Raw genomic sequence first — 16,291 nt, forward strand, 5'->3', positions numbered from 1 at the left:
GCCGCCGCGCGGGCGCGACAAGCCACGACGGCGGGCAGGCGAGGAGCCCACCGCGAGGGGCAACCACCCAGGGGCGCGGGGAACTGCGCGCCCAGCCGAGACGGCGGGTCAGGTCCCGAAGGGATGCCGGCCCGGCAGGGCGGAGGGCAAACCGGGACCCGGAGGGTCAGAAGGAGGACAGGGCGCGCGGCCCCAGGTCGGTTCGGGCGGGTGGCGGAGCCACCCGCACGGTGGCGCTGAGAACCGCCACCCCCTCCGCCGCCACCACCACCGGGTCCAGCGAGACCCCGACGACCTCGGGAAGGTCGTCGGCCAGCAGCGACACGCGCAGCAGCAGCTCTTCGAGCGCCTGCGTGTCGACCGGCTCCGCCCCGCGCCAGCCGAAGAGCAGCGGCGCCGCCTTGATGGAGCGGACCAGTTCCGCGACGTCCCGGTCGGTGGCCGGGACGAGCCGGTGGGCGATGTCGCCGAGCAGCTCGGAGGGCGGCCCGGCGAGGCCGAAGGACAGGACGGACCCGGCGCCGGGGTCCACCCCGGCCCGCACCACGGTGTCGACGCCGCGCGGCGCCATGGCCTGGACGACGGGTCCCGCCTCCGCGGGTCCGCCGAGCCGGGCGGTCAGTTCGTCGTAGGCCCGCCGCAGGTCGCCCTCGTCGGCGAGGTCGAGCCGTACCCCGCCGAGGTCGGCGCGGTGCCGCAGGTGCGGGGCGGTGGTCTTGAGCGCGACCGGGTAGCCGAGCGCGGCTGCCGCGGCGACGGCGGCGTCCGGGTCGGGCGCGGGCAGGGCGCGGCGGACCTCGATGCCGTAGCGGCCGAGCAGCGTCGTCGCGTCCTGGTCGGACAGGGTGACGCCCTCGGGCGGGGAGCCGGCGGGCAGCATGCGCCGTACGTCGTCGGCGGCTGCGGCCTCCTGGATGTCGTCGAACTGCGGCACCCTGCCGGGTTCCGCCGCCCCCGCGCGCCATGCGGCGTACCCGGCGGCCTCGGCGAGCGCGCGGACGGCCCGGTCGGGCGCGCGGTAGGCGGGGATGCGCGGGGCGCCGTCCCCGCCCGGCCCGGCCAGCCGGTCGGCGAGCCCGTCGAGGGCCAGGTGCACGACGACGACCGGCTTGTCCCCGGCGGCTGCGGCCCGCAGCGCCTCGCCGAGTGCGGGGTCGTCCCCGCCTTCCCCTTCGCCGCCGAGCGTGGCAGCGGCGTCCGGGCCGCCGGGGCCTGCCGCGAGGCCGGAGTCGTCGGAGAGCAGGTCCGCCGGCTCCTCCCTCCCGACGCGGGGGATCGCGGTGACCACGACCGCGTCCGTTTCCGGGTCGGCGAGCGCGGCGGCGAGTGCGGCGGCGAAGTCGGCGGGCGTGGCGGCCGTGGTGAGGTCGAGCGGCGGGGTGGAGCGCAGACCCGCGGTGAGGGCGGCGTCGTAGGTGAGCAGCCCGAGCGACTCGGAATTGCCGAGGATCGCGATGCGGTCGCCCGCGGGCAGCGGCTGGAGGGCGAGGAAGAGCCCGGCGTCGAGGAGTTCCGTGACGGTGTCGACCCGGATGACCCCGGCCTGCCGGAAGAGCGCGTTGACGGTGCTGTCGGGGATGCGGGCCACCGGCACCTGGTGCCCTGCGGGCACCGCCCCGGTGTGCAGCGCACCCTTGACCACCACGACGGGCTTGGCCGCGGCGGTGCGCCGGGCGAGCCGGGTGAATTTGCGGGGGTTGCCGAAGGACTCCAGGTACATCAGCACCGCGTCGGTGTCGGGGTCGTCCTGCCAGAACTGGAGCAGGTCGTTGCCGGAGACGTCGGCGCGGTTGCCCGCCGAGACGAAGGTGGACGGTCCCGCGCCGCGCCGGTGCAGCCCGGACAGCAGGGCGATGCCGATGGAGCCGGACTGGGTGAACAGCCCGAGCCGGCCGCTGCGCGGCATCTCGGGGGAAAGCGAGGCGTTCAGCCGGACGCCGGGTGCGGTGTTGAGCACGCCGAAGGCGTTCGGCCCGATGACCCGCATGCCGTGGCTTCGGGCCTGCCGTACGAGTTCGCGCTGGCGTTCCCTGCCCTCGGGTCCGCTCTCGGAGTAGCCGGCCGCGACGACGACCAGGCCTCGTACCCCGGCCTCGCCGCAGTCGGCGACCGCCTCGGGCACCCGCTCCGCGGGGACGGCGATCACCGCGAGGTCGACGGTGCCGCCGCCCTGTGCGATCTCGCGCACCGAGCGGTGTCCGGGGACGCCGTCGATCTCGGCGCCGGGCGGGAAGGAGTGGTTGACGGCGTAGAGGCGCCCGGTGAAGCCGCCGGCGACGATGTTGCGCAGCAGGGTGCGGCCGACCCCGCCGGGGCGGCGCCCGGTGCCGATGACCGCGACCGACTCCGGGCGCAGCAGCCGCTGCACGGACCTGGCTTCCGCCCGGTGCTCCCTGGACCGCATGACCTGCACCGACTCGGTCGTGGGCTCCAGGTCGAGGTCGAGGTGGACGACGCCGTCGGTGAAGCTGCGCTGCTGGGTGTAACCGGCGTCGGTGAAGACCTTGACCATCTTGCGGTTGGCCGGCAGGACCTCGGCGGTGAAGTGCAGGATGCCGCGTTCGCGGGCGACGGCCGCGATGTGTTCGAGCAGCGCGGAGGCCACCCCGCGGCCCTGGTGGGCGTCCTGCACCAGGAAGGCGACCTCGGCGCGGGTGCCGCCGCGCCCCGCGGCCGACCGCCCGTTGTCGTCGGTGCGGTCGTAGCGGACGGTGGCGATGAACTCGCCGCCGACGGTGGCGGCCAGGCCGACCCGGTCGTCGTAGTCGTGGTGCGTGAAGCGGTGGACGTCCCGGTCGGACAGCCGCGGGTAGGGCGCGAAGAAGCGGTAGTACTTCGACTCGTCCGAGACCTGCTCGTAGAAGTCGACCAGCCGCCCCGCGTCGTCGGGGCCGATCGGCCTGATGTGCGCGATGCCACCGTCCCGCAGGACGACGTCGGCCTCCCAGTGGACGGGGTAGGGCCGTCGCACGGGGTCCTGCGGGTCCTGCTGGTCGGTCATGGCCCCAGCGTATGCGGCGTGCCCGGCTCGCGGCGGGCAGGCGCAGGGGGCAGTCTTGGGCATGCGCACCGGCGTGCCTGAGCAGCACTCCCGGCGTGCAAAAATGGTCTAGACAACTTGGAAGACCTGACACACATTGAGGGGCAGACACCATGGTTGAGCGCCGCGTCAACATCGGCTGGGCGGAGGGCCTGCACGCCCGCCCCGCGTCCATCTTCGTCCGTGCGGCGACCGCGGCCGGGGTGCCGGTGACCATCGCCAAGGCCGACGGCGGCCCGGTGAACGCCGCCTCGATGCTCGCGGTGCTGAGCCTGGGCGCGCAGGGCGGCGAGGAGGTCGTACTGGCCTCCGATGCCGAGGACGCCGAGCAGGCCGCCACCGCGCTCGACCGGCTGGCGAAGCTGGTCGCGGAAGGCCTGGAAGAACTCCCCGAGACCGTCTGAGAGCTTCCCGCGTGGCCGCGCCGCACGCGAGCATGCGGAATTCCAGCGGGTCCCGGCAGTCCCCCCGGATTGCCGGGACCCGCTTTTCCGCAATTGCACGGCGCGATAGTGCGCCGACAATTCACGACTCTTGTATACGGTGCGTTTGTTAATTGCGGCGGCGCACTGCGTTTACGCGGTGTTTCAGGGTCCTCACCGCTGCCGCGTGCTCGACATGGACGGCGGCGAGCCGGCGCGCCCGCTCCGCGTCACCGCGGGCGACCGCGTCCACGATCGCCGCGTGCTCCTCCCACGCCTCCGCGGCCCTGGCCGAGCCGGCGTCGGCGTAGACCCAGGAGATCTTGTGCCGCAGCTGGATCAGCAGCGCGGCCAGCGTCGGGCTGCCCGAAGCCTGCGCCAGCGTCTCGTGGAACCAGCCGCTCAGCGACGGCAGGTCGGACAACTGCCCCTGCACCGCCCGCTCCTGGCCGAGCCTGACCAGACCGCGCAGCACCTTCAGATGCGCGTCGGTACGCCGCTGCGCCGCCCGGGCCGTCCCCAGCGGCTCCAGCAGCCCGCGTATGTCCAGCAGGTCGGCGGCCTCCTGCTCGGTCGGCTCGGCGACCGAGGCGCCCGCGTGCTTGCGGGTGCGGACGAAGCCCTCGGACTCCAGGGTGCGCAGCGCCTCGCGCACCGGCACCCGGGAGACCCCGTAGCGCTGTGCGAGCAGTTCCTCGGTCAGCCGGCTGCCCGGCGGGAAGTAACCGCCGACGATGTCGTCGCGGATGGCCGTACACACCACCTCGGCCGAGATACGCCGGGCCGTGCCTTCCGTCCCGTTCACATCCGATTCCGCATCGCAGGACTCCGTTCTTTCCCCGTTATTCTGCAGCGACTCTATTCCAGCACCGCAGGAAAAGGGAATGCGGCCCCTGAATTGCGCCGGTACGCGGCGAACCCCGGCGCCGTGGCGGGCGCCGGGGTTCGCGGGGCTGCGCTGCTGCCGCTCGGGGCTCAGCTGCCCGGGACTCAGCTGATGACGCGCACCGGGCCGATATCCAGCGCGCGCACCGGCTCGGCGATCACCGAGGCGTCGCCGACCAGCACCACCACGAGGCGGTCCAGCGGGAAGGCGCTCACCACGGCGGCGGTGGCCTCCACGGTCCCGGTGGCCGCCAGCCGCGCGTACATCCGGCTCTGGAAGTCGTCGGGCAGCTCCTGCTCGACCTGGTCGGTGAGCGTGCCCGCCACCGCGGCGGCCGTCTCGTAGCGCAGCGGCGCCACGCCGACCAGGTTCTGCACCGCCACGTCGCGCTCGTCGTCGGTCAGGCCGCCCTCGGCGAGGGTGCGGATGACCTGCCGCAGGTCGGCCAGCGCCTCCCCTGTGACCTCGGTGGCCACCGAGCCGCTGATCGCCAGCAGCGCCGCGCCCGTACCGTCGGCAGAGCCCAGCAGCACCTGGCCGAAGGCCCGCACCCCGTAGGTGTAGCCCTTCTCCTCGCGCAGCACCCGGTCGAGCCGGGAGGTCAGGGTGCCGCCCAGGCAGTAGGTGCCGAGGACCTGCGCCGCCCACACCGGGTCGTGCCGGTCGGCACCGCTGCGCCCGATGAGCAGCTGGGTCTGCACCGCGCCCGGCCGGTCCACGATGACCACCCGGGCGGTGTCGTCCGAGGTGATCGCCGGGCGGGGCCGCGGCTCGGCCCTGGAGCCGGTCCAGCGGCCCAGCGTGTCGTCCAGCAGCGCGGGCAGGTCGATGCCCGTCAGGTCGCCGACCACGACCGCGGTGGACGTCGCGGGCCGCACATGGGCGGTGTAGAAGGCGCGCACCGCGTCCGCGTCGATCCTGCGGACCGTCTCCTCCGTGCCCTGCCGGGGCCGGGAGCAGCGCAGCGTGGCGGGGAACAGCTCCTCGGACAGCGCCATGGCGGCCCGCCGCGCCGGGTTGGCCAGCTCGTGCGGGATCTCGTCCAGCCGGTTGGCGACCAGCCGCTTGATCTCGTCGTCGGGGAAGGCCGGCGCCCGCAGCGCCTCGGCGAGCAGCGCGAGCGCCCGGTCCAGCCGGGAGGCGGGCACCTCGAGCGAGACCCGCACCCCGGGGTGGTCGGCGTGCGCGTCCAGGGTGGCGCCGCAGCGCTCCAGCTCGGCGGCGAACTCCTCGGCGGTGTGCTGGTCGGTGCCCTCCGACAGCGCCCTGGCCATGATGGTGCCGACGCCGTCCAGGCCCTCGGGCTCGGCGTCCAGCGGCGCCGCGAGCAGCACCTCGACGGCGACGACCTGCTGGCCGGGGCGGTGGCTGGTCAGCAGCGTCATGCCGTTGCCGAGCGAGCCGCGCTCGGGGGCGGGGAAGGCCCACGGCTTGGGGTCGCCGGCCTGCGGCTGCGGGTGGAACGTCATGACGGCAGCGGTGTCGCTCACAGCTCGCCCTCTTCCTCGTCCTGGTCCTGCTCCTGGTCGTCCTGCTGGCCGCCGCCGGTGGGCTCGTAGACGAGCACGGCCCGGTTGTCGGGGCGCAGCCGGGCCGCGGCCACCTGCTTGACCTCCTCGGGCGTGATGGTCAGCACCCGCTGCACCGCGGTCAGCGCCAGCTGCGGGTCGCCGAAGAGCACGGCGTAGCGGCACAGTTCGTCGGCACGCCCGCCGACCGTCGCGAGCCGGTCCAGCCACTCGCGCTCCAACTGGGCCTGCGCCCGCTCCATCTCCTCGGGGGTGGGGCCCTCGGCCGCGAAACGCGCCAGCTCCTCGTCCACCGCCGCCTCGATGGCCGTCAGCTCGACCCCGCTGGACGCCTTGACGTCCAGCCAGCCGAGCGAGGGCGCACCCGCCAGCCGCAGCAGCCCGAAGCCCGCGGTCACCGCGGAACGGTCGCGGCGCACCAGGCGGTTGTGCAGCCGGGAGGACTCCCCGCCGCCGAGCACCGTCAGCGCCAGGTCGGCGGCGTCACCCGCGCGGGTGCCGTCCTCGGGCAGCCGGTAGGCGGCCATCAGGGCGCGTGAGGGCACGTCCTCCTCGACGACCTCGCGCAGCTGAGTACCCATCACCTCGGGCAGCGAGCCGTCCCGCGGTGCGGGCTTGCCGTCGTGCGCGGGGATGCTGCCGAAGTACTTCTCCACCCAGGCCAGCGTCTGCTGCGGGTCGATGTCGCCGACCACGGCGAGCACCGCGTTGCCCGGCGCGTAGTACGTGCGGAAGAAGGACCTGGCGTCCTCAAGGGAGGCCGCGTCCAGGTCGGCCATCGAGCCGATCGGGGTGTGGTGGTAGGGGTGGCCGTCGGGGTAGGCCAGCGCGGTGAGCCGCTCGAAGGCGGTGCCGTAGGGCACGTTGTCGTACCGCTGGCGGCGCTCGTTCTTGACCACGTCACGCTGGTTGTCCAGCGACTCCTGGTCCAGGGCGTCCAGCAGGCTGCCCATCCGGTCGGCCTCCAGCCACAGGGCCAGCTCGACCTGGTGGGCGGGCATCGTCTCGAAGTAGTTGGTGCGCTCGAAGCTGGTGGTGCCGTTGAGCGAGCCGCCCGCGCCCTGGACCAGTTCGAAGTGGCCGTTGCCCTTGACGCTCCCCGAGCCCTGGAACATCAGGTGCTCGAAGAGGTGGGCGAGACCGGTGCGACCCTTGACCTCGTGCCGCGAACCGACGTCGTACCACAGGCAGACGGCGGCGACCGGGGTGAGGTGATCCTCGGAGAGCACCACCCGCAGGCCGTTCGCCAGGCGGTGCTCGGTGGCTGTCAGGCCGCTGGAGTGTGCCTCCGGCGTGGCCGTGTGACCCATGGGCAAGCTGTCCTTCCGGTCGCGTGCTCGTGACTGCGTAGAGTGCTGCCACTCTAGGCAAGCGAGTCGGCGGGCGGCGAAGTTCCCGGTCGCGGGCGCGCTCGTGCCGGGTCGTGGTCGGCGTTGTCGGTGGCGCGGTCCACAATGGTCCGCGTCAGTTCACCGGTCCAGCCGAACGACCTTCCGGTCCAGACGAAGGAGCGCCGCCGAGATGGCCCGCCGCACGACGAAGACCCCGCCGCCCGACGACGGCTTCGAGGAGCGCATCCTCGACATCGACGTCGTGGACGAGATGCAGGCCTCGTATCTTGAGTACGCCTACTCGGTGATCTACGCGCGCGCCCTGCCCGACGCCCGTGACGGCATGAAGCCGGTGCACCGGCGCATCGTCTACCAGATGAACGAGATGGGCCTGCGCCCCGACCGCGCCTTCGTCAAGTGCGCCCGGGTCGTCGGCGAGGTCATGGGCAAGCTGCACCCGCACGGCGACGCGTCGATCTACGACGCCATGGTGCGTATGGCGCAGCCGTTCTCGCAGCGCCTCCCGCTGGTCGACGGGCACGGCAACTTCGGTTCGCTGGACGACCTGCCGGCCGCGATGCGGTACACCGAGGCCCGCATGTCGGGGCCCGCCCAGCTCATGGTCGAGTCGATCGACGAGGACACCGTCGACTTCGCGCCCAACTACGACGGCCAGGAGCAGGAACCGGCCGTCCTGCCGTCGGCGTATCCGAACCTGCTGGTCAACGGGGCGTCCGGGATCGCGGTCGGCATGGCCACCAACATGCCGCCGCACAACCTGGGCGAGGTCATCGCCGCCGCCCGGCACCTGATCCGCTATCCCAACGCGGACCTGGACGCCCTGATGCGGCACATCCCGGGACCCGACCTGCCGACCGGCGGCCGCATCATCGGCCTGTCCGGCATCAGGGACGCCTACGAGACCGGCCGCGGCACCTTCAAGATCCGCGCGACCGTCTCGGTGGAGGACGTCACCGCCCGCCGCAAGGGCCTGGTCGTCACGGAACTGCCCTTCACCGTCGGCCCCGAGAAGGTCATCGCCAAGATCAAGGACATGGTCGGCGCGAAGAAGCTGCAGGGTATCGCCGACGTCAAGGACCTCACCGACCGCGAGCACGGCCTGCGGCTGGTCATCGAGATCAAGAACGGCTTCAACCCCGAGGCCGTGCTCGAACAGCTCTACAAGCTCACGCCGATGGAGGACTCCTTCGGCATCAACAACGTGGCCCTGGTCGACGGCCAGCCGCTCACCCTGGGCCTGCGCGAGCTGCTCGAGGTCTATGTCGACCACCGCTTCGAGGTCGTGCGGCGGCGCAGCGAGTTCCGCCGCACCAAGCGCCGCGACCGCCTCCACCTGGTGAACGGCCTGCTGGTGGCGCTGGTCGACATCGACGAGGTCATCGCGATCATCCGGGCCAGCGACAACGCGGCGCAGGCCAAGGAGCGCCTGATGGAGCGCTTCGGGCTCTCCGAGATCCAGACGCAGTACATCCTGGACACCCCGCTGCGCCGGCTGACCCGCTTCGACCGCATCGAGCTGGAGGCCGAGCGCGACAAGCTCGACCAGGAGATCGCCGAGCTGACCCGGATCCTGGAGTCCGACGCCGAGCTGCGCAAGCTGGTGTCCGCGGAGCTGGCCGCGGTGGCCAAGCAGTACGGCACCGAGCGCCGCACGGTGCTGCTGGAGTCGGCCGGCGCGCCGGTCTCCGCGGTGCCGCTTGAGGTCGCCGACGACCCCTGCCGGGTGCTGCTGTCCTCGACCGGGCTGCTGGCCCGCACCTCCCAGCTGGACGAGCCGGGCGAGGGCGGCGGCCGGCGGGTCAAGCACGACGTGATCGTCTCCGCGGTGCCGACCACCGCCCGCGCGGACGTCGGCGCGGTCACCTCCTTCGGGCGGCTGCTGCGGCTGACGGTGATCGACCTGCCGATGCTGCCGGACACCGCCGGGTCGCCCTCGCTGGCCGGCGGGGCGCCGCTGTCGGAGTTCCTGTCGCTGGAGGACGGCGAGCGGGTGTTGTGCCTTACCACGCTGGACGAGTCCTCGCCCGGCCTGGCGCTGGGCACCGAGCAGGGCGTGGTCAAGCGCGTCGTGCCCGACTACCCGGCGAACAAGGACGACCTGGAGGTCATCGGCCTCAAGGACGGCGACACGGTGGTCGGCGCGGTGGAGCTGCGCACCGGCGAGGAGGACCTGGTCTTCATCACCGACGACGCCCAGCTGCTGCGCTACCCGGCCTCGCAGGTGCGCCCGCAGGGCCGCCCGGCCGGCGGCATGGCGGGCGTGAAGCTCGCCGACGGCGCCAAGGTGATCTCCTTCACCGCCGTCGACCCGGCGGCCGACGCGGTGGTCTTCACCGTGGCCCGTGCCGAGGACACCCTGGACGGAGCCGGCGAGGGCACCGCGAAGCTCACGCCGTTCGAGCAGTACCCGCGCAAGGGACGGGCCACCGGCGGTGTGCGCTGCCAGCGCTTCCTGCGCGGCGAGACGGGTCTGCTGCTGGCCTGGGCGGGGGCCGCCCCGGCCCGTGCGGCGACGGCGACCGGCTCCCCCGCCGACCTCCCGCCGAAGGACCCGCGCCGGGACGGCTCCGGTGTCCCGCTGGCCAAGCCGGTGGCGGTGGTGGCGGGACCGGTGTAGCCCGCCCGCGCCGACGACGGGTGTGCGGCCGCCACGCGGTCGTACACCCGCTTGCGCACCGGCCTTTGCACCCGGCACCGGCAGGTGCCCGTCCCGGCGGGTGCCCCGGGGCGGTTAGGCTCACCTTTGTGAGTACGTGTACGACGGCGTCGGCGGAGCTGGGCGAGCCGCTGGGCGCCACCGCCTCCACCGCGAGGACGTGGCTGCTGGTCGAGCAGCCGGGGCCGTGGGGGCGCCAGGCGCTGACCGGCAGCCGGCTCGACCCGGCGGTGGGCCGCGCACTGGACGAGGCCGCAGACGGCACCGGTGTGCGGGTCGCCCTGATCCGCAGGCCCGGGCGGCACGCCGACCTGCACCGCCCCGCCAGCCACCGGGTCTACCTCGCGCACACCGCACCGGGCGACGCCTGGATCCGCACCGACGTCCTCGCCGACCCCGCGGAGCTGACCGGGCTGGACTTCGCGGCACTGGGCGCCGGTTCGCACGACGGTTTCGGCACCGCCCACGTGGGGCCGCCGCTGGCGCTGGTGTGCACCAACGGCAGGCGGGACCGCTGCTGCGCGGTCCACGGGCGCCCGCTGGCCGCCGAGTTGGCCGCGTCGGGCGGCGCCGACGCCTGGGAGGTCACCCACCTGGGCGGCCACCGCTTCTCGCCCACCATGCTGGTGCTGCCCTACGGCTACGCCTACGGCCGGGTGGACGGCCGGCTGGCCAAGGAGGTGCTGGAGGCGGCGCGCACCGGCCGGGTCGTCCTGGACGGCTGCCGCGGCCGGTCCGCCTGGGACCGCCCGGGACAGGCCGCCGACCTGGCCGTACGCGCCCACGCAGGGGTCGACCTGGAGGGCGCGCTGACGGTACGGCGTACGGTCGCGGGGCACGAGGACGGCACCTGGTCGGTGCTGGTCGCGCACACCGACGGCCGGGCCTGGGAGGTCGCCGTCGAGCGGACCGCGGCCCAGCCGCCGCGCCCGGAGAGCTGCGGCAGCCCGCTGGGCACCCCGGCCGGGCTGAGGGCGGCCGGGGTCACCGCGGTCAGTGGACGTTCTTGACGAACTCCGTGGTGTAGGTCTTGGACAGGTCGACGGTGGCCTTCTGCAGGTTGGGGTTGAAGGCCTTCAGCACCCGCTCCACCGTCGCCGGGCCGTCGGCCGGCATCACCCCGTCGGTGGTGAACATCGGCAGCGTCGCCTTGATCGAGTCGGCGTAGAGCTGCGCCCCGCCCTGCGCATAGTCGGCGGGCATCTGCGCGGCGATCTCCTGCGGGGTGTGGGTGGACATCCACCTGAGGGTCTTGACGAAGGCGTTGGCCAGCTTCTGGACGGTCTCCTTGTGGCCGTTCACCCAGTCGGTGTTCATGTACAGGCTGGAAGAGGGGTAGAGCCCGCCCAGCGCCAGCCGCGAGCCGTCGGGCGTCCGCATGTCGTAGAGCACCTTGCCCGCGCCCTTGGTCAGGATCTGCGCCACCGTCGGGTCGGTGGTCATGCCGGCCTGGATCGAGCCGTGCTGGAGCGCGGCGATGAAGGTCGCGCCGGCGCCGACCGCGACCGGGGTGATGTCGCTGACCTTGAGGCCGTTGTGCACGGCCAGGTATTTGGTGAGGAAGTCGGTGGAGGAGCCGAGGCCGGTGATGCCGAGGTGCTTGCCCTTGAAGTCCTTCGCCGAGGCGATGTCGCCGGCCGCCTTGGTGGAGACCACCTCGACCTCGCCGGGCGCCTGCGAGAACTGCACGACCGACTCGACGCTCTTGCCCTTGGTCTGCAGGTCAAGGGTGTGGTCGTAGAAGCCGACGGCGCCCTGCACCTGGCCCGCGACCAGGGCGGTGGTGGCGTCCACGCCCGCCGGCTCGGTGAGCAGCGTGACGTCCAGGCCCTCGGCCTTGAAGTAGCCCAGTCTCTGGGAGAGCATCGCCGGCATGTAGATGACCTTGTCCAGGCCGCCGACCATGATCTTGACCTTGGTGGTCTTGCCGGGGTCCGCGGCGGAGGCGGCGCCGCCGTCCGAGCCGGCCCCCGCGTCGGAGCCGGAACCCGAACCGGCGGAGGAGGCCGCGTCGTTGGCGCAGGCGGTGAGGGTGGTCAGGGCCAGTGTCCCGGCGAGGGTGAGCGCGGCGAGGCGGATGTTCTTGCGCATGGTCACGTCCTTGTGAGCGTTCGGAAGGGATGCGGGGGCGGGGATGTACGGCGGGGCTTCGGGGCCGCGTTTCGGGCCGGCGCTCCGGGTCAGCGCTCGGCGCCCGGCTGGACCGGCTTCCAGCGGAAGAGCCGCTTCTCCACGAGGGTGAGAAGTCCCTCGGCGGCCAGGGCCACGACGGCGAGGATCACCATGGCCGCGTAGACGCCGGCGGAGTTGAGGGTGCCCTGCGAGTTGGCGACGAGCAGGCCGATGCCCTCGGTCGCGCCGATGTACTCGCCGACGATCGCGCCGATCAGGGCGAAGCCGAAGCTGATGTGCAGGCTGGTGAAGATCCACGAGGTGGCCGAGGGAATGACCACCTGGAAGGTGACCCTGCGGTCGCTCGCGCCCAGGATGCGGGCGTTGGCGACCAGGTTGCGGTCGACCTCGCGGGCGCCCTGGAAGGCGTTGAAGAAGACCGGGAAGAAGACCAGCACGACCGCCGAGGCGATCTTGGAGGCCGGGCCGAGGCCGAACCAGATGAGGAAGATCGGCGCCAGCACGATCCGCGGCATGGCGTTGAGGACCTTGACGTAGGGGCCGAAGACGTCGGCCAGGAAGCGCACCCGGCCCAGCGCGATGCCCAGCAGCACACCGGCTGCCACGCCGATCGCCCAGCCGTAGAGGGCCTCGTAGAGCGTCGCCCAGATCTGCGCTCCCAGCGACCCCTGGGCGGTGCCGTGCGCGGTCCAGGTCCAGATCTGGTCCCAGATCCGGCTGGGCATGGAGAAGTTGAACGGGTCGATGACCCCGGTGCGGGCGAACCACTCCCACAGGCCGAGCACCGCGGCGAGCACCAGCAGCCGGCAGCCCTGGACCAGCAGGGTTCGGTTGCGTACGGCGCGGGCGCGGGCCGCCGTGCGGTCGGCGGGCTTGGACACGGGACGGGCCAGTGCGGCGGACTCAGGCGGCATGGACGGCGCCCCTTTCACGGGTGATGCGGACCTCTTCGCCGAGCGAGGACCAGATCTCCCGGTAGATCTCGACGAAGCGGGGTTCGAGGCGGACCTCCTCGACCTTGCGGGGGCGGGGCAGGTCGATCGTGAAGACCTCCTTGACGGTGGCCGGGCCCGCGGTCATCACCACGACCTTGTCGGCCAGCGCGATGGACTCCTCCAGGTCGTGCGTGACGAAGACCACCGAGGAGCCGGTGCCCGCCCACAGTTCGAGCAGCTGGTCCGACATCAGCGCCCTGGTCTGCACGTCCAGCGCCGAGAAGGGCTCGTCCATCAGCAGGATCGACGGGTCGTTGACGAAGGTGGCCGCGAGCGCGACGCGCTTGCGCTGGCCGCCGGAGAGCTGGTGCGGGTAGCGGTCCTCGAAGGCCGACAGGCCCACCCGGGCCAGCCAGTCCCTGGCCCGCTCGCGCGCCTCCGCCTTGGCCGCGCCGCGGAAGCGCGGCCCGGCCATGACGTTGGACAGCACGGTCCGCCAGGGGAAGACGGCGTCCTGCTGGAAGACGAAGCCGACGTCGCGGCCGATGCCGCGCACCGGCTCGCCGCCGACCAGTACCTCGCCCTCCGTGGGCTCTTCGAGGCCGCTGACCAGGGTCAGCGTGGTGGACTTGCCGCAGCCGGTGGGGCCGACGACCGCGACGAACTCGCCGCGTTCCACGGTCAGGTCCAGTTCCCTTACGGCGGTGTGCAGGGCGCCGGACGGTGTCCTGAACGCCTTGCCCGCCCCCCGCAGCTCGATGGCGGGGCTCGTGTCGTGGGTCATGGCCGGGGACGCTACGAGCGCCCGCCGCCGCCCGACAGCCTTGTGAGCGCAAGGCGTGCTTGTGCGCACAAGCAGGCCTTCTGCTCGTTTTGCGCAGCCCTGGGCAACGAAAGCGAAACGGAGTCTGCCCATCGCGGCGCACAGCGTTTACGTTGCCTTGACGACAGCGAGGTCGGCGGACGCCGGCAGTGCGGGGGATGCGAAGCCGGAGGAGCTGATGATGCGGATCGGATGGCCGCGCCGTGTCTCGGCGCAGGTGCTGCTGATACAGGTGCTGATCACCGGCGGGGTGACGGCCCTGGCCATCGGGCTCTTCCTGGCGCCGCTCAGCCACCAGCTGGATGAGCAGGCGATGCACAGGGCACTGGCCATCGCGCAGACGGTGGCGGCAGAACCGCAGGTCGCCCAGTCGCTGCTGACCAGCCTGCCGACCCCGGACGGCCCGGTCCAGGCGGAGGCGGAACGCATCAGGACCGCCACCGACGCCAGCTACATCGTGGTGATGGACACCCACGGCACCCGCTGGTCGCACACCGACACCGCGCGCATCGGCGAGCACGTCTCGACCGACCCGAGCGTCGCGCTCGGCGGCCACGACATCATGCAGATCGACAGCGGCACGCTCGGCCGCAGCGCGCGGGGCAAGGTGCCGCTGCGGGACGCGCACGGGAAGATCGTCGGCGCCGTCTCGGTCGGCTTCGCCTACACCGGGCTGCGCGCCCGGCTGCTGGCCGTGGTGCCGCTGCTGCGGTACGCAGGTGCCGCGCTCGCCGTGGGAGTGCTGGCGGCGCTGTGGGCGGCCCGGCGGCTGCAGCGGGCCACCCACGGGCTGGCCTTCGCCGACATCTCCGCGCTGCTCGACGAGCGGGAGGCGATGCTGCACGGCATCCGCGAAGGCGTGGTGGCGCTCGACCCGCACGGCAGGATCCGGCTGCTCAACGACGAGGCGCAGCGGCTGCTCGGGCTCGACGGCGACGCCGCGGGACTCCCGCTGGACGAGGCGCTGCCGCCGGGCCGGACCACGGACGTGCTGGCCGGGCGGGCCGAGGGCAAGGACCTGCTGACCGTCAGCGGCGGGCGGGTGCTGGTCGCCAACCGGATGCCGACCGAGGGCGGTGGCGCGGTGGTCACCCTGCGGGACCGCACGGAACTCGAACTGCTGGGCCGCGAACTGGACTCCACGCACGGCCTGCTCGACGCGCTGCGCGCCCAGGACCACGAGCACGCCAACCGGCTGCACACCCTGCTCGGGCTGCTGGAACTGGGCCTGCACGAGGCCGCGGTGGACTTCGTCGCCGAGGTCGCCGACACGCACCGGGCGTCGGCGGAGGAGGTCTCGGACCGGGTGCACGACCCGCTGGTGGCGGCGCTGCTGGTGGGCAAGGCCGCCATCGCCGCGGAGCACGGGGTGACCCTGCGGATCGTGCCGGGCACGCTGCTGCCCGACCGGGTGGTCGACCCGCGCGACCTGGTGACGGTGCTGGGCAACCTGGTCGACAACGCGCTGGACGCCGCTTCGGGCGAGGTCGAGGTGGAGCTACGCCCCGAGCGCGACACGGTGCTGCTGCGGGTGGGTGACGACGGGCCGGGGGTGCCGCCGGAGCTGCGCGGGAAGATCTTCGACGAGGGCTGGACCACCAAGCAGTCGCCGTCCCACCGCGGGCGGGGCCTGGGCCTCGCCCTGGTGCGCCGGCTCGCGGAACGCTACGGCGGCACCGCCCGGGTGGCCGCCCGGGCCGGCGGCGGCGCCGTCTTCACCGTCGTCCTGCCCGAAGCACTCGCCGACCATGACCTGGCGGAACGCGGCGCCGCCGCCCCTGCTCTGACCGGAGGTGCCCGATGATCGACGTACTGGTCGTGGACGACGACTTCCGGGTCGCGGAGATCAACTCGGCCTACGTGGGCAAGGTCCCCGGCTTCCGGGTGGCGGCCCGCGCGCACACCGCGGCGCAGGCGCTGGCCACCCTGGAGCGCCACCGCATCGACCTGGTGCTGCTCGACCACTACCTGCCCGACGAGACCGGGCTGACCCTGGTGCGGCGGATGCGGCAGCTGGGGCACCACGCCGACGTGATCATGGTGACGGCGGCCAGGGACGTGGCGACGGTGCAGGCCGCTATGCGCTTCGGCGTGCTGCAGTACCTGGTCAAGCCGTTCGGCTTCGCGGGGCTGCGGGCCAAGCTCGACGGTTACGCCGCGCTGCGCCGCACCCTGGACGGGGTGGTCGGGGGCGGCGGGGGCGAGGCGGGCCAGGAGCAGGTCGACCGGATCTTCGGCGCGCTGCGCACCGGGGCCGTGGCCCCGGCCACGCTGCCCAAGGGCCACTCGGCGCCGACCGCCGACCTGATCCGCCGGGTGCTGCGTGCGGCGCCGCACCCGCTGTCGGCCCACGAGGTGGCCGAGCGCGCGGGGCTGAGCCGGTCCACGGCGCAGCGCTACCTCAAGCACCTGGAGCAGGCCGGCCGGCTGCGGCTGACCTTGAAGTACGGCGACACCGGCCGCCCCGAGCACCGCTACGCCTGGGCGGGCCAGGCACCGGCCGACTGACCTCGGC

General features: G+C 73.3%; 12 protein-coding genes. 5 read left to right on the plus strand and 7 right to left on the minus strand.

Translation table 11 applies throughout. The features are described from left to right. Positions 1-166: 166 nt before the first annotated feature. A complete protein-coding gene (locus tag JT723_RS13175; RefSeq protein ID WP_205044751.1) occupies positions 167-3,001 on the minus strand; it encodes a bifunctional acetate--CoA ligase family protein/GNAT family N-acetyltransferase in 2,835 nt (944 codons plus the stop codon). A 152-nt stretch (positions 3,002-3,153) separates the two neighbouring features. Between JT723_RS13175 and JT723_RS13180 the strand changes: the two genes are divergently transcribed. Further along, positions 3,154-3,444 carry an HPr family phosphocarrier protein gene (locus JT723_RS13180; RefSeq protein ID WP_205044752.1) on the plus strand — a complete coding sequence of 97 codons (291 nt, stop codon included), beginning with the start codon at positions 3,154-3,156 and terminating at the stop codon, positions 3,442-3,444. A gap of 148 nt (positions 3,445-3,592) precedes the next feature. Here JT723_RS13180 and JT723_RS13185 read toward each other — a convergent pair whose 3' ends face one another. The 3 genes from JT723_RS13185 to JT723_RS13195 form a co-directional block, all read right to left on the minus strand. Further along, positions 3,593-4,267, minus strand: a complete 675-nt coding sequence (locus JT723_RS13185; RefSeq protein WP_205044753.1) for a GntR family transcriptional regulator — start codon at positions 4,265-4,267, stop codon at positions 3,593-3,595. Between the two features lie 185 nt (positions 4,268-4,452). After that, the gene (locus JT723_RS13190; RefSeq protein ID WP_205044872.1) at positions 4,453-5,817 is read right to left on the minus strand and encodes a M16 family metallopeptidase; all 1,365 of its coding nucleotides are present in this window, start codon (positions 5,815-5,817) and stop codon (positions 4,453-4,455) included. Between the two features lie 17 nt (positions 5,818-5,834). Beyond that, positions 5,835-7,187: a M16 family metallopeptidase gene (locus tag JT723_RS13195; protein WP_205044754.1), complete on the minus strand. Its 1,353-nt coding sequence runs from the start codon at positions 7,185-7,187 to the stop codon at positions 5,835-5,837. A gap of 211 nt (positions 7,188-7,398) precedes the next feature. On the opposite strand from JT723_RS13195, the gene JT723_RS13200 reads away from it, so the two are divergent. Together JT723_RS13200 and JT723_RS13205 are read left to right on the plus strand one after the other, a co-directional pair. Continuing rightward, a complete protein-coding gene (locus tag JT723_RS13200) occupies positions 7,399-9,846 on the plus strand; it encodes a DNA gyrase/topoisomerase IV subunit A (RefSeq protein ID WP_205044755.1) in 2,448 nt (815 codons plus the stop codon). A 128-nt stretch (positions 9,847-9,974) separates the two neighbouring features. After that, positions 9,975-10,895 carry a ferredoxin family protein gene (locus JT723_RS13205; RefSeq protein ID WP_205044756.1) on the plus strand — a complete coding sequence of 307 codons (921 nt, stop codon included), beginning with the start codon at positions 9,975-9,977 and terminating at the stop codon, positions 10,893-10,895. On the opposite strand, the gene JT723_RS13210 is transcribed toward JT723_RS13205, so the two are convergent. The 3 genes from JT723_RS13210 to JT723_RS13220 form a co-directional block, all read right to left on the minus strand. Beyond that, positions 10,879-11,976, minus strand: coding sequence for an ABC transporter substrate-binding protein (locus JT723_RS13210; RefSeq protein ID WP_205044757.1), 1,098 nt, complete (start codon positions 11,974-11,976; stop codon positions 10,879-10,881). The two genes, JT723_RS13205 and JT723_RS13210, sit on opposite strands and share 17 nt — an antisense overlap. A gap of 89 nt (positions 11,977-12,065) precedes the next feature. Next, entirely contained in the window at positions 12,066-12,932 is an 867-nt protein-coding gene (locus JT723_RS13215) for an ABC transporter permease (protein ID WP_205044758.1), read from the minus strand. Further along, positions 12,922-13,737, minus strand: coding sequence for an ABC transporter ATP-binding protein (locus JT723_RS13220; protein ID WP_205044759.1), 816 nt, complete (start codon positions 13,735-13,737; stop codon positions 12,922-12,924). The genes JT723_RS13215 and JT723_RS13220 overlap by 11 nt, the downstream gene beginning before the upstream one ends. 220 nt (positions 13,738-13,957) lie before the next feature. Between JT723_RS13220 and JT723_RS13225 the strand changes: the two genes are divergently transcribed. Continuing rightward, positions 13,958-15,580: a sensor histidine kinase gene (locus JT723_RS13225; RefSeq protein ID WP_205044873.1), complete on the plus strand. Its 1,623-nt coding sequence runs from the start codon at positions 13,958-13,960 to the stop codon at positions 15,578-15,580. After that, complete coding sequence (locus tag JT723_RS13230; RefSeq protein WP_205044760.1) at positions 15,577-16,284, plus strand: response regulator; 708 nt, start codon at positions 15,577-15,579, stop codon at positions 16,282-16,284. The genes JT723_RS13225 and JT723_RS13230 overlap by 4 nt, the downstream gene beginning before the upstream one ends. The last annotated feature ends 7 nt before the right edge of the window (positions 16,285-16,291 follow it).

Origin of the sequence: Actinacidiphila bryophytorum, assembly GCF_016916835.1 — a bacterium.
Classification (GTDB): domain Bacteria; phylum Actinomycetota; class Actinomycetes; order Streptomycetales; family Streptomycetaceae; genus Actinacidiphila; species Actinacidiphila bryophytorum.

Excerpts from the sequence above, each read along its gene's own strand:
- JT723_RS13175 (WP_205044751.1), bottom strand. The coding sequence starts at position 3,001 with ATGACCGACCAGCAGGACCCGCAGGACCCCGTGCGACGGCCCTACCCC.
- JT723_RS13180 (WP_205044752.1), top strand. The coding sequence starts at position 3,154 with ATGGTTGAGCGCCGCGTCAACATCGGCTGGGCGGAGGGCCTGCACGCC.
- JT723_RS13190 (WP_205044872.1), bottom strand. The coding sequence starts at position 5,817 with ATGACGTTCCACCCGCAGCCGCAGGCCGGCGACCCCAAGCCGTGGGCC.
- JT723_RS13195 (WP_205044754.1), bottom strand. The coding sequence starts at position 7,187 with ATGGGTCACACGGCCACGCCGGAGGCACACTCCAGCGGCCTGACAGCC.
- JT723_RS13200 (WP_205044755.1), top strand. The coding sequence starts at position 7,399 with ATGGCCCGCCGCACGACGAAGACCCCGCCGCCCGACGACGGCTTCGAG.
- JT723_RS13210 (WP_205044757.1), bottom strand. The coding sequence starts at position 11,976 with ATGCGCAAGAACATCCGCCTCGCCGCGCTCACCCTCGCCGGGACACTG.
- JT723_RS13215 (WP_205044758.1), bottom strand. The coding sequence starts at position 12,932 with ATGCCGCCTGAGTCCGCCGCACTGGCCCGTCCCGTGTCCAAGCCCGCC.
- JT723_RS13220 (WP_205044759.1), bottom strand. The coding sequence starts at position 13,737 with ATGACCCACGACACGAGCCCCGCCATCGAGCTGCGGGGGGCGGGCAAG.
- JT723_RS13225 (WP_205044873.1), top strand. The coding sequence starts at position 13,958 with ATGCGGATCGGATGGCCGCGCCGTGTCTCGGCGCAGGTGCTGCTGATA.
- JT723_RS13230 (WP_205044760.1), top strand. The coding sequence starts at position 15,577 with ATGATCGACGTACTGGTCGTGGACGACGACTTCCGGGTCGCGGAGATC.